Raw genomic sequence first — 12,366 nt, 5'->3', positions numbered from 1 at the left:
AAGTGTTGCCGAATTCGGGGGTTGCATGGGAAGCGGCCTAGCGGCCGTAGACGTTCTGGTAACGCTCGAAGAGCGACTCGATTTTGGCCTCGTCGATGGGGATCGGTTCGCCCAGCTGGCGCGCAATATGGACGGTCCGGGCCACTTCCTCGCACATCACGGCGGCCTTGACGGCGGCGCGGGCGTCCTTGCCGATGGTGAAGGGGCCGTGGTTCTGCATCAGGACCGCCGGAGAGTGGGACGCCTGCAGGGTTTCCACGATTCCGCGGCCGATCGAGTCATCACCGATCAGGGCGAAGGGCCCCACGGGGATACTGCCGCCAAATTCGTCGCCCATCATGGTCAACACACACGGGACGGCCTCTCCCCGGGCGGCCCATGCTGTGGCATACGTGGAGTGGGTGTGGACCACTCCGCCCACTTCGGGCATGTGCCGGTAGACATAGGCGTGCGCTGCCGAATCCGAGGACGGTGTAAGGGCCGGGTTGGACCACTCCGCCATGTTGCCGTTCCCGGTAGAGGCCCCGCTGACGGGAATTCCGTAGAGATCGGTCACCACCATAAGCTCCGGCGCCAGATCGTCGTAGGAGACTCCAGAGGGCTTGATGACCATAAGGTCGTGCCCGGGGACCCGGGCCGAGACGTTTCCGGCCGTCCACACCACCAGTTGGTAGCGGGTCAGTTCGGCGTGCAGGGTGCAGACTTCGCGGCGCGTCCGTTCGATGGTGTCCAGCAGCGCGCTCATGCCGAGACCCCGGTGGCGAGAAGGGACGCGGTGGAGTTCCGCTGGATGGCTTTGAGACGGTGCATCACATCGTTTGCTCCCCGGCCGAAGTAGTCATGGAGCGTCCGGTACTCCTGGAAAAGCTCGTCGTACGCGGCCACGTTTTCGGCGATGGGGGCATACACGGCGCCGGGTTCTGAGCCCATCGCGGCCGCGGCGGCCCGGATGTCCGGGTACTTCCCCGCCGCCACGGCGGCGTGGATTGCCGAGCCCAGCGCGGGGCCCTGGGTGGAGCCGATGGTGGAAAGTGGCAGTCCCGTGACATCCGCGTAAATCTGCATCAGCAGGGGGTTTTTCAGCAGCCCTCCGGCCACAATGAACTCCTTCACCGGCACGCCGGACTCCCGGAATGCGTCCACGATCGTGCGGGTGCCGAACGCCGTGGCCTCAAGCAGCGCGCGGTAGGTGTCCTCCGGGCGAGTGGCCAGGGTCTGGCCGACGATGGTGCCGGAGAGCTCGTGGTCCACCAGGACCGAGCGGTTTCCGGAGTGCCAGTCCAGGGCGATGAGCCCGTGCTGCCCGATCGCCTGGCGGGAGGCGAGTTCCGTGAGGTACCCGTGGATGTCGAGCCCCTTGAGTGCTGCCGCCTCGTGGTATTCGGGCGGGACCCCAAACTTGGTGAACCAGCCGAAGATGTCCCCCACTCCGCTCTGGCCGGCCTCGTAACCCCACAGCCCGTCCACGATTCCGCCGTCCACCACACCGCACATCCCGGGCACTTCGCGCAGCTCGTCGCCGTTCATGACATGGCACGTGGACGTGCCCATGATGGCAACCAGCTGTCCCGGTTCCACGGCTTTGGCTGCGGGTGCGGTGACGTGGGCGTCCACATTGCCCACTGCCACCGCGATTCCCTCGGGCAGCCCTGTCCAGGCTGCGGCCTCCGCAGTGAGGTATCCGGCAGCATCGCCCAGACGGCCGATGGTGTGCTGGAGCTTGGCGCTGACAAAGTCTTTGAAGCCCGGGTTCAGGGCGGCGAGGAAGCCTTCGGACGGGTACGCCCCGTCCTGGTAGATGCCCTTGTAGCCGGCGGTGCAGGCATTGCGGACGTACTTTCCGCAGAGTTGCCAGACTATCCAGTCCGCGGCTTCCACCCAGCGGTCCATGGCCGCATAGGTTTCGGGATCCTCTTCCAGCAGCTGGAGCCCTTTGGCAAATTCCCATTCCGAGGAGATGAGCCCGCCGTAGCGCGGCAGCCACGTTTCGCCCCTCTCGCGGGCAAGTTCGTTGATGCGGTCCGCCTGCGCCTGAGCCGCGTGGTGGCGCCACAGCTTGACGTACGCGTGCGGGCGGTTGGCGAATTCCGGCAGCTCGTTCAGCGGGGTGCCGTCAGCTTTCGCCGGTACCATGGTGCAGGCTGTGAAGTCGGTGGCAATTCCGACGACGGCGGCGGGATCGATCGCTGCCTGCGCGATGGCGGCCGGGACCGCGTGCCGGAGCACGTCACGGTAGTCGTTGGGCACCTGCAGCGCCCATTCTCCGGGGAGCCGGACGGCGTCCGCTCCTGCGGTATCGGCCGGGAGGGCTTCGGTGACCACGGCGTGGGGGTAGTCGAACACGGCGCTGCCGAGTTCCTTGCCATCACTTATGCGCACCACCACTGCCCGGCCCGACAGGGTGCCGTAGTCCACCCCAATAACAAAGCTTTCTCTGCCGTCCACATCGACGTCCATGAAGTCCTCCCGATAACTTGCCCGCCACTTCGCGGCCCGGGGTTAATTGTGAGCGCTAACAAGATGCGTGTCAAGGAGTCCCGTGTCGATTCGTCGGCTGATGCCCCATCTTCCCCCCGCCCCCGGCCGTCGACGCTACCCGGGCCGGGAGGTGCTGGCGCGGACCACAAGTTCGGGAGCGACCACGGTGGTCCCGCCAGCGGAACCGTCCTGGATCTGGGCCAGCATCATGTCCATGCAGCGCCGCCCGAGCTCCTCGAAATCCTGCCGCACGGTGGTCAGCGGCGGGGTGAAATAGGCCGCCTCCGGCTGGTCATCGAAACCAACCAAGGAGACGTCCTGGGGCACGCGGACGTTGGCTTCGCTAAATGCACGCAGCAGCCCCAGTGCCATCTGGTCATTGCCCACAAACACCGCCGTGGCCTGACGGCCGGTGGCCAGACGCTGGCCGATGCGGTAGCCGCTGCCCGCACTCCAGTCGCCCTCCACCAACAGATCGTCAGCCAGGCCGGCCTCGGCCAGCTCCTGGCGCCAGCCCTCGGTCCGTTCCGCGGCGTCAATCCAGTCCAGCGGACCGGAAATATGGCCGATCCGCCGGTGACCCAGCCCGATCAAGTGGGCGACCGCCATCCGGGCGCCCCGCCTCTGATCCACCATGGCGCCGCTGAAGGATCCTTTGCCGCCCGTTCCGACCACCACCACGGGCACGTCAAGATTCAGCTCCGACAAGGTCCGGAGGGTCACCTCGTGCGGGACGAGGGCGATGATTCCATCCACCCCCTGGTCCTTGAAGTGCCGGACCGCATCAGCGATGGACTCCGCGCCCGAGTCCTTCAGCGCGGCGATGCTGACGAAGTAGCCGGCCTCGCGGGCGGCCCGCTGAACACCCAAAAGCGTGTTCGCCGGCCCATACTGGGCAAGCTCGGCACCCAGGACCCCAATGGTCAGGGACCTTCTGGTCACCAGGCTCCGGGCGGCGGTATTGCGACGGTAGCCGAGCTCGGCGATGGCCGCCTCCACCCGCTCGCGGGTGGCCTTGCTGACGTTCGGGTGGTTGTTGACCACCCGCGAGACGGTCTGGTGCGAGACGCCGGCATGGGAGGCGACGTCCTCAAGGCGCGGTGGACGTCTATCGCTAACGTTCCCCATATGAGGTACCTTTCAGTCCCGATTGGAGTGGAGCAAAGTATTGCTCCACATCCTACGGCCGGCGCGGACCACGAAACCGGGCGCCTTCGGTGGGGCGCAGTTCCGGGCTCGCGGTGGCACCCAGGGGCGGCCTCGCCGCGCTGTGAGTTGACTCACAGGAGGGCCGGTGATATTTTACTCAGGACAGACTTGTTAGCGCTAACAAAGAACGACGCCGTTCACGCCCGTTGATCTTGCTAACCGGACCTTACTACTGAGCCAGCGTTACAGCGCAGATGCGTACCGGGGCCAGTTTCAGTTCGCGGACTACGTTGTCCGCGGAAGGAGAATATCGTGAGAATCAAGAAACTTCTCGGCGCGTTCGCCGTCGTCCTCGCACTCACTGTGGGGGCCACAGGATGCGGGGCCCGCGGAGGCGCGGCAAACCCGTCCGCAAGCGCTGACAACTCCGGCGCGCTGGTGGGCATCTCGATGCCGACCCAGACCTCCGAACGCTGGATCGCGGACGGCAAGAACGTGGCCGATTCATTGACCAAACTTGGCTACAAGACGGACGTCCAGTTCGCCAATGACGACATCCCCACGCAGGTCTCGCAGATCGAGAACATGCTGACCAAGGGCGCCAAGGCACTCATCATCGCGGCCATCGACGGCACCACCCTCACCGATGTCCTCGCCAAGGCGAAGGAACAGAACGTCAAGGTCATCGCCTACGACCGGCTCATCAACGGCACGCCGAACGTGGACTACTACACCACGTTCGACAACTACACCGTGGGCGTGCAACAGGCCACCTCGCTCCTGACGGGGCTGGGCCTCGTCGATGCCAACGGCAAGAAGGTGGATGGCAAGGGCCCCTTCAACGTGGAACTCTTCGCAGGCAGCCCGGATGACAACAACGCCAACTTCTTCTGGACCGGCGCCATGGACACCCTCAAGCCATACATGGACGCCGGAACCCTCAAGGTCCCCAGCGGCCAGACCAAGTTTGAGCAGGCCGCCATCCTGCGGTGGCAGGCCCCGGTTGCCCAGAAGCGCATGGAGGACATCCTCACCGCCGCCTACAGTTCCGGGACCAAGCTCAACGGCGTACTCTCCCCGTATGACGGACTCTCCATCGGCATCATCTCGGCCCTGACCAGCACCGGCGGCTACGCCAAGGGAAGCCTGCCCATCGTAACGGGCCAGGACGCCGAAAAGGGCTCAGTGAAGTCCATCATCGCCGGCGAGCAGTACTCCACCATCTTCAAGGACACCCGTCAGCTCGGTTCCCAGGCCGTGAAGATGGTCGACGCCCTGCTGAAGGGCCAGGAACCCGAGACCAACGACACCAAGACCTACAACAACAAGGTCAAGGTTGTTCCGGCCTACCTGCTCAAGTCCGTGATTATCACCAAGGACAATTACAAGAAGGAACTGATCGACTCCGGCTATTACACCGACGCCGACGTCAAGTAGGAATGTCGCGGGGTTGTGGCCGGGCATGCGGCCCGGCCACAACCCCTGCCGGAGGTCCCTGCAGCCGCAGGCGGCCCAGTCCCGACCAGCCAGTGGGAATTGACGATGAACACACCTATTCTTCAAATGCGAGGAATCACCAAGACCTTCCCGGGCGTAAAAGCCCTCCAGGACGTCACCCTGGACGTGAACCGCGGCGAAGTGCATGCCATCTGCGGCGAAAACGGCGCCGGAAAATCCACCCTCATGAAAGTTCTCTCCGGCGTCTACCCGCACAACTCCTTCGACGGAGAGATCCTCTTCGAAAACGAGCCGTGCAACTTCTCCAGCATCACTGACAGCGAGAAGCGCGGAATTGTCATCATCCACCAGGAACTGGCGCTCAGCCCGTACCTTTCCATCGCCGAAAACATCTACCTCGGCAACGAACAGGCCAGGAACGGCTGGGTGGACTGGCGCAAAACCAACCTCGAGGCCGCCAAGCTGCTGGCACGCGTTGGCCTGAGCGAAAACCCCGTCACCCCCGTCCAGCACATCAGCGTGGGCAAGCAGCAGCTCGTCGAGATCGCCAAGGCGCTCTCCAAAGAGGTCAAACTGCTGATCCTGGACGAGCCCACTGCCGCGCTCAACGACGAAGACTCCGGGCACCTGCTGGACCTGATCCTGCACCTGAAGGGCCAGGGCGTCACCAGCATCATCATCAGCCACAAACTCAACGAGATCCGGAAGGTGGCGGACGCGGTGACCATCATCCGGGATGGCAAGACCATCGAGACGCTCCGCCTCGATGAAGGCCAGATCACCCAGGAACGCATCATCCGCGGCATGGTGGGCCGGGACCTGGAGAGCCTGTATCCGGACCGCGACCCAAAGATCGGCGAGGAGGTCCTACGGATCGAGGACTGGTCGGTCCGGCACCCGCAGGACCATACCCGCATGGTGGTCAGCAACGCCAACCTCAACGTCCGCAAAGGCGAAGTCGTGGGGCTGGCCGGACTGATGGGAGCCGGCCGGACCGAGCTTGCCATGAGCGTGTTCGGCCGCACCTACGGCACGGCCACGTCCGGGAAAGTGCTCAAATACGGCAAGGAAATCAACACCGCCACCGTTTCGGACGCCATCAAGCACGGCATCGCCTACGCCACCGAAGACCGCAAGCTGTACGGACTGAACCTCATTGAGGACATCAAACGCAACATCTCCATGGCGGCGCTCCGCAAGCTCGTCAAGCGGGGGTGGGTGGATAAGAACGAAGAAACCATTGTGGCCAACGGCTACCGAAAGAGCATGAACATCAAGGCTCCCTCGGTGGCCGCCATCACCGGCAAGCTTTCGGGCGGCAACCAGCAGAAAGTGGTGCTGAGCAAATGGATGTTCTCCGATCCGGACGTCCTCATCCTCGATGAGCCCACCCGCGGAATCGACGTCGGCGCCAAGTTCGAGATCTACACGATCATCGCCAAGCTCGCCGCCGAAGGAAAAGCGGTCATCGTGATCTCCTCCGAGCTCCCCGAACTCCTGGGCATCTGCGACCGGATCTACACCCTGTCCGCGGGACGCATCACCGGCGAAGTCCCCATCGCCGAAGCCTCGCAGGAAACCCTTATGCACTACATGACCAAAGAGAAGGAATAACGAGCATGTCCGCCCTACGAGAATCCCTCGGCTTCCTGACAAGCCGCCTCCGTCAGGTAGGCATCTTCGTCGCCCTGATCCTGATCGTCCTTTTGTTCCAGGGACTCACGGGAGGAATCCTCCTGGAGCCGCAGAACGTCACCAACCTGGTGGTCCAGAACAGCTACATCCTCATTCTGGCGATCGGCATGGTGATGGTAATCATCGCCGGCCACATCGACCTCTCCGTGGGATCGGTCGCAGGCTTCATCGGCGCCGTTGCCGGCGTCATGATCGTCCACTGGGGATGGGCCTGGTGGCTGGCCATCCCCGCGTGCCTGCTCGTGGGCGCGCTCGTGGGCGCCTGGCAGGGATACTGGATCGCCTACGTCGGCATTCCCGCCTTCATCGTGACCCTGGCCGGCATGCTGATCTTCCGGGGCCTGACCCTGATCACCCTCAAGAACCAGCAGATCACTCCGTTCCCGGCCGAGCTGCGCGCTCTTGGCGGCGGCTTCCTCCCGGACATCTCCGGGGGCACGTCGGTGCTGGAATGGCTGACCGTCATCCTTGGCGTGGGCGCCACCATTGCACTGCTGATTCAGGCCGTCAAGGAGCGCCGGATCCGGAAGAAGTATGACCTGGAGAACGAACCGATGGCCTGGTTCGCCACCAAGACCACGTTCATCGCACTGCTGATGCTGACCATCACCTTCCTCCTCGCGAGCTACCGCGGCACTCCGATCGTGCTGATTGTGCTCGCCGTGCTGGTGATTGTGTACACGGCGCTGATGAACAACAGCGTGTTCGGCCGCCACACCTATGCCATCGGCGGCAACCTCCACGCCGCCGAGCTGTCCGGCGTCAAGACAAAGGCCGTCACCTTCAGGCTCTTCGTCAACATGGGTGTGCTGGCAGCACTGGCCGGCCTGGTGTTCACGGCCCGCCTCAACTCGGCACAGCCCGCGGGCGGCACCGGCTTCGAACTGGACTCCATCGCGGCGGCCTTCATTGGCGGCGCCGCGGTCCAGGGCGGGATCGGCACCGTGGCGGGAGCCATGATCGGCGGCCTCATCATGGGCGTGCTGAACAACGGCATGTCCATCCTCGGCCTCGGCACGGATTATCAGCAGCTCATCAAGGGCTTGGTTCTTCTGCTCGCCGTCGGCTTCGACATCTTCAACAAGAACCGCAGCAGTGGCGGCGGAAGCAACCTGGGCAAGCGGTTCAAGCTCAAGACCACTCCTCCTGCCACTGAGGCGGCAAAACCGGCGACGGAGCGCCCGGTTACTGCCGGCGCCGGTTCCCGCCAGGGGAGCACTGTCCCCGACCCCTAGACCATCAGCTCAAACCCCTCTCCCGGGCACCACCCGCCCGGGGGAGGGGTTTGTTGTGCCGCGGCTCAGTTGAGCTGGAAGACGGCCTTGGGGCTGGTCTTGTTGCCCAGGCGTGCGATGAAAATATAGTAGGCCCCGCCGGAGCCGGGCTTTGCCGCTACCGCCGCGCAGCCGGGCACCGTGCGGTTGCGCTGCCACGGGAAGTTCGCGGTTTCACTCTGGCCCGGAGCGATGGTCTTCACGAGGTCTCCGCTGTCGGACTGGCAGTCCGCGGAGGAGAAGATCCGGTCGGAGCCGCTGGTGATGGTGTACTCCATCTGAGAGGTTCCGAGGTTCACCTCGCAGGGAGCCTTCCCGCCATTGGTGACCTTCATGCTGAGCACCGGATTCTCACCGGCAGCATAGGCCCCCTTGTCAGTGGAGGCGGACACCGTGACCAGGTTCAAATCACAGGTGGGTGTGGCGGACGTGGCGCTGGGCGTGGGGCTTGCACTCGCGCTGGCGCCCGTTGAGGCCAGCGCGGAGGCAGAGGCAGCCGCTGTGGCGCCCGCACTCCGGTCGGTGGATGATGCCTGCTCCGACGCGCCGTTGACTACGGCCGAGACGACGGCGAACCCGCCCAGCCCCACGGCAAGGACAACCAGGAGAATCACTGCCACAAAGAGCCTGCGGCGGCGATAAACGGCGGCCACGGGGGGCCGCGCGGATTGACGGCTGGCTGTGCCCTTCGGTTTGGAACCGTTCTTTCCTGAAGTGCCTTGCCTGACCATCCTTCTAGGCTAGAGAACATCGGGGCCTAACGGAGCACCACCACGCCGGGAGGCGGCTTCCGGACCCGTATCCACTACAGTATTTGCATCAAACCCTTAGCCCAATCCACCCTCACGTCCCCGGCTCCTCGACTCCCCGGGACGCCCTTGGATACCCTTCACGCCACGTTGGACGCCTGGTTCGAGACTGCAGCCAGGCCGCTGCCGTGGCGCCGCCCGGAGCGCTCCGCCTGGGGCGTGCTGGTCAGCGAAATCATGTTGCAGCAGACGCCGGTGGTTCGCGTACTGCCCGTGTGGGAGGACTGGCTCGGGCGCTGGCCCACGCCGGCCCACCTTGCCGCGGAGGCCTCCGGGGAGGCCGTGCGGCACTGGGGCCGGCTCGGCTACCCGCGGCGGGCGCTTCGGCTGCACGCGGCGGCCGCCGCAATCGTGGAACGGCATAACGGCCAGGTCCCCGGGACTTACACGGAACTGTTGGAGCTGCCCGGCGTGGGGAGCTACACCGCGGCAGCGGTTGCCGCGTTCGCATTCGGGCGCCGCGAGACCGTGGTGGACACCAACATCCGCCGCGTCCACGCACGCCTGTTCACCGGCGCCGCGTTGCCGTCGCAATCGCTGACGGCGGCGGAAATGCGGCTCGCGGCAGAGCTGTTGCCGGCCGACGTCGAACTGTCTGTCCGCTGGAACGCGTCAGTTATGGAGCTCGGGGCGCTTCTCTGCACGGCCCGGGCGCCCAAGTGCGCCCAGTGCCCGGTGCGCCACGCGTGTTCATGGCTCGCGGCGGGCGAGCCGGCGCCGTCGTACACGCCGAAAGGGCAGTCCTGGCACGGCACGGACCGGCAGGTCCGCGGAGCCGTGATGGCGGTTCTGCGTGTGGCGGACGCCCCGGTGGCGCCGGAAATGTTCCACCAGAAACCTGCGGACCTGGACTTCGAACCGGAAGGCGTCGGCGTTCCGCTGGCGGCCCTGCACCGGCTGAACTCGGGTCCGGAACAGTTGGAGCGTGCCTTGGCCGGCCTCCTGGCGGACGGCCTGGCGGAACTTCACCTCGGCGGTTTCCAGCTACCTGCCTGAGCGGCCGCCCCGCGGTTTACCCAAGCTAGGGTTCCCCGAAGCCCGACTGGACCATCCGGCCCACGTAGTCGATCGCCTTGGCGGCATCCGGGCCGCTTGCCTCCACATGGAGCACCGTCCCCTTGGGTGCGCCCAGCATCATCAGTGCGGTCATTGAGGTGCCCTCGGCGCCGTTGACTGTGACATCCGCGTCGAGACCGGACAGACCGCCGGCGATCTTGGCTGCCGGCCGCGCGTGCATGCCCGCCTGGTTGATCAGCTCGAAATCGCCGCTGGCGTCCGGCGGCTGCTGATGCTCATGAGCGGGCAGCTCCGGCGGAAGGGGCGGCCGGTAAACGGCTTCGGCAGCTTCCTTCACGGCCTCCGCATCGGCGCCGGCCTGGGCGGCAACAGCGGCAGCCACGAGGCCCTCCACAAGGGGCGCCTCAGCCAACAGGACCGAATCCGGTTCCGGCAGGAACTCCACGGCCGACTCAGCCGTCATCACGGCCGAACCCAGGTCGGTGAGGACCACCACGCCGTCCGCGCCCGCGGCCTGCTCAATGGCGGCCATAACCTTCTCCAGGCTGGTGCCGATCCGGCCGTCGTCGGTTCCACCGGCCGGAAGGATCACGACGTCGGGCGCCATTTGGGCGGCGAGTTCGACGGCGCCGTCGGCGATCTTTTCGCTGTGGGACACAACAACGAGCCGCACCGTCATTCGGCAGCTCCGGCGGCAGCGCGCAGGATCAGGGCGCTCGAGACGGCTCCGGGGTCCCGGTGGCCGATGCTTCGCTCCCCCAGATAACTGGCCCGCCCCTTGCGGGCGAGCATCGGATCGGTGGACACGGCCCCGGCCTCGGCGGCTTCCGCTGCGGCGAGGAGCACCTTGTGCACGTCGCCGTCCCCGGCGGCGAGCGCGGCCGCCTCTATCGCCGGAGTCCACGCGTCCACCATCGTCTTGTCCCCCGATTCGGCCTTGCCGCGCGCCACAATGCCGTCGCGGGCGGCCTGCAGAGCTGCCGCCAGCGTGCCGGCGTCGATGTCCCGGGTACTGCCCAGCGCCGTGGCGGCCCGCAGGAAGGCGGTTCCATACAGCGGACCCGCGGCCCCGCCCACCTTTGACATCAAGGCCATGGCAGTCAGCTTCAGCGCAGCCCCCGGGGTATCCGGCGGCGACTCGGCCAGCTTGTCCATCACAGCCTTGAAGCCGCGGTCCATATTTTCGCCGTGATCCGAGTCCCCGATGGGACGGTCCAGCTCAATCAGTTCCACCCGGTGTTCGGCCATCGCCTCGGCCGACAGGGTCAGCCAGCGCACCGCCCAGGTCACATCCAGCCCCACGGTCAGACGCCCCAGCGGAGGGCAGGGGTGTGCACCGGCGCGTCCCAGAGGGCCGTCATTTCGTCGTCAAGACGCAGGACCGTGATGGAGCAGCCCTGCATCTCGAGCGAGGTGATGTAATTGCCCACCAGGGAACGCGCCACGGTGACGCCTTTTTCGGCAAGGCTCTGCGCTGCGCGGCGGTAGACGATGTACAGCTCGCTCAGAGGTGTGCCGCCCATGCCGTTGACGAACAGAAGCACGTTCTCCCCTGAGGCGAGGCCGAGATCGCTCACCACGGGCTCCAACAGCCGGTCAGTGATGCCGTCGGCGTTTTCCATCGGGATCCGGTGCCGTCCCGGCTCCCCGTGGATGCCGATGCCGATTTCTATCTCATTTTCCTCGAGCTCAAAGCTGGGGACACCCGCGTGCGGAACCGTGCAGGCGGACAAGGCCACACCCATGCTGCGCACGTTCTGGTTGACCCGGTCTCCGATGGAGGCCACGGCGTCGATGTTATCCCCTCGCTCGGCAGCGGCCCCGGCGATCTTCTCCACCAGCACCGTGCCGCCCACCCCGCGACGGCCGGCGGTGTAGAGCGAGTCCTGCACGGCGACGTCGTCGTTGACCAGGACCGTCCGAATCTCAACACCTTCGGCCTGCGCCAGTTCCGCGGCGGTCTCGAAGTTGAGGACGTCGCCGGTGTAGTTCTTCACGATATGCACGACGCCGGCGCCGGAGTTGACGGCCAGCGTTGCAGGGAGGATCTGGTCTGGCGTGGGGGAAGTAAAGACGGCGCCCGGCACGGCGGCGTCGAGCATTCCCATGCCCACATAGCCGCCATGGAGCGGTTCGTGCCCACTCCCGCCGCCGGAGACCAGTCCCACTTTTCCAGCCACTGGCGCATCTTTGCGCGTGATGAATTTGGGGTCGGCGCTGACGTTCAGCAGATCCGCATGCGCCAGGCCGAAGCCTTCCACGGACTCGTCCACAACCGCCCGGGGATCGTTGATCAGCTTCTTCATTGCAGTGCTCCCTTGTAGTGTCCAGACGGTTTTGTCTTGACCCTACTACCGCGGCTTCGGCGGCGGTAGCGTCAGGGGCCAACAGCAAAGAAGCGGAAAGGGACAGCCCCCAATAGACTGTCCCTTCCCTCGCCCCGCTTTAACTTGCAGTCCGTGTCAGCCGCGCCTTCCGGGCCCCGC

General features: G+C 65.6%; 11 protein-coding genes. 4 read left to right on the top strand and 7 right to left on the bottom strand.

The window, feature by feature from the left end; translation table 11 throughout:
- Positions 1-37: 37 nt before the first annotated feature.
- From ACP4XC_RS01730 to ACP4XC_RS01720, 3 genes are all read right to left on the bottom strand, one after another.
- Complete coding sequence (locus ACP4XC_RS01730) at positions 38-745, bottom strand: L-ribulose-5-phosphate 4-epimerase (protein ID WP_427173172.1); 708 nt, start codon at positions 743-745, stop codon at positions 38-40.
- A complete protein-coding gene (gene araB, locus ACP4XC_RS01725) occupies positions 742-2,457 on the bottom strand; it encodes a ribulokinase (protein ID WP_427173171.1) in 1,716 nt (571 codons plus the stop codon). The genes ACP4XC_RS01730 and araB overlap by 4 nt, the downstream gene beginning before the upstream one ends.
- Positions 2,458-2,592: 135 nt before the next feature.
- Positions 2,593-3,606, bottom strand: coding sequence for a LacI family DNA-binding transcriptional regulator (locus ACP4XC_RS01720; protein WP_427173170.1), 1,014 nt, complete (start codon positions 3,604-3,606; stop codon positions 2,593-2,595).
- 333 nt (positions 3,607-3,939) lie between these two features.
- Between ACP4XC_RS01720 and chvE the strand changes: the two genes are divergently transcribed.
- The 3 genes from chvE (at position 3,940) to mmsB (ending at position 8,015) form a co-directional block, all read left to right on the top strand.
- A complete protein-coding gene (gene chvE, locus ACP4XC_RS01715; RefSeq protein WP_427173169.1) occupies positions 3,940-5,064 on the top strand; it encodes a multiple monosaccharide ABC transporter substrate-binding protein in 1,125 nt (374 codons plus the stop codon).
- Positions 5,065-5,169: 105 nt separating this feature from the next.
- Complete coding sequence (gene mmsA, locus ACP4XC_RS01710; RefSeq protein WP_427173168.1) at positions 5,170-6,699, top strand: multiple monosaccharide ABC transporter ATP-binding protein; 1,530 nt, start codon at positions 5,170-5,172, stop codon at positions 6,697-6,699.
- 5 nt (positions 6,700-6,704) lie between these two features.
- On the top strand, positions 6,705-8,015 hold the full coding sequence (gene mmsB, locus ACP4XC_RS01705) for a multiple monosaccharide ABC transporter permease (protein ID WP_427173167.1): 1,311 nt from the start codon (positions 6,705-6,707) through the stop codon (positions 8,013-8,015).
- A gap of 65 nt (positions 8,016-8,080) precedes the next feature.
- Here the strand turns inward: mmsB and ACP4XC_RS01700 are convergent, their stop codons facing one another.
- The gene (locus ACP4XC_RS01700; RefSeq protein WP_427173166.1) at positions 8,081-8,785 is read right to left on the bottom strand and encodes a hypothetical protein; all 705 of its coding nucleotides are present in this window, start codon (positions 8,783-8,785) and stop codon (positions 8,081-8,083) included.
- 237 nt (positions 8,786-9,022) lie between these two features.
- Here ACP4XC_RS01700 and ACP4XC_RS01695 point away from each other — a divergent pair, with 237 nt between their 5' ends.
- Positions 9,023-9,859: an A/G-specific adenine glycosylase gene (locus ACP4XC_RS01695; protein WP_427174979.1), complete on the top strand. Its 837-nt coding sequence runs from the start codon at positions 9,023-9,025 to the stop codon at positions 9,857-9,859.
- A 25-nt stretch (positions 9,860-9,884) separates the two neighbouring features.
- On the opposite strand, the gene dhaM is transcribed toward ACP4XC_RS01695, so the two are convergent.
- From dhaM to dhaK, 3 genes are read right to left on the bottom strand one after another with little or no spacing between them, the layout of a single operon-like run.
- Positions 9,885-10,559: a dihydroxyacetone kinase phosphoryl donor subunit DhaM gene (gene dhaM, locus ACP4XC_RS01690; protein ID WP_427173165.1), complete on the bottom strand. Its 675-nt coding sequence runs from the start codon at positions 10,557-10,559 to the stop codon at positions 9,885-9,887.
- A complete protein-coding gene (dhaL, locus tag ACP4XC_RS01685; RefSeq protein ID WP_427173164.1) occupies positions 10,556-11,182 on the bottom strand; it encodes a dihydroxyacetone kinase subunit DhaL in 627 nt (208 codons plus the stop codon). Before dhaL ends, dhaM begins: the two co-directional genes overlap by 4 nt.
- A gap of 2 nt (positions 11,183-11,184) precedes the next feature.
- Positions 11,185-12,186, bottom strand: coding sequence for a dihydroxyacetone kinase subunit DhaK (dhaK, locus tag ACP4XC_RS01680; RefSeq protein WP_427173163.1), 1,002 nt, complete (start codon positions 12,184-12,186; stop codon positions 11,185-11,187).
- Positions 12,187-12,366: the final 180 nt, after the last annotated feature.

The organism is Arthrobacter sp. 92, from assembly GCF_050260325.1.
In the GTDB taxonomy this organism is placed as follows: domain Bacteria; phylum Actinomycetota; class Actinomycetes; order Actinomycetales; family Micrococcaceae; genus Arthrobacter.
The sequence above is the reverse complement of the archived record's forward strand: the minus strand, read 5'-3'. Positions and strand labels throughout refer to the sequence as shown.

Excerpts from the sequence above, each read along its gene's own strand:
- ACP4XC_RS01700 (WP_427173166.1), bottom strand. The coding sequence starts at position 8,785 with ATGGTCAGGCAAGGCACTTCAGGAAAGAACGGTTCCAAACCGAAGGGC.
- ACP4XC_RS01730 (WP_427173172.1), bottom strand. The coding sequence starts at position 745 with ATGAGCGCGCTGCTGGACACCATCGAACGGACGCGCCGCGAAGTCTGC.
- dhaK (WP_427173163.1), bottom strand. The coding sequence starts at position 12,186 with ATGAAGAAGCTGATCAACGATCCCCGGGCGGTTGTGGACGAGTCCGTG.
- mmsB (WP_427173167.1), top strand. The coding sequence starts at position 6,705 with ATGTCCGCCCTACGAGAATCCCTCGGCTTCCTGACAAGCCGCCTCCGT.
- ACP4XC_RS01720 (WP_427173170.1), bottom strand. The coding sequence starts at position 3,606 with ATGGGGAACGTTAGCGATAGACGTCCACCGCGCCTTGAGGACGTCGCC.
- araB (WP_427173171.1), bottom strand. The coding sequence starts at position 2,457 with ATGGACGTCGATGTGGACGGCAGAGAAAGCTTTGTTATTGGGGTGGAC.
- dhaM (WP_427173165.1), bottom strand. The coding sequence starts at position 10,559 with ATGACGGTGCGGCTCGTTGTTGTGTCCCACAGCGAAAAGATCGCCGAC.
- mmsA (WP_427173168.1), top strand. The coding sequence starts at position 5,170 with ATGAACACACCTATTCTTCAAATGCGAGGAATCACCAAGACCTTCCCG.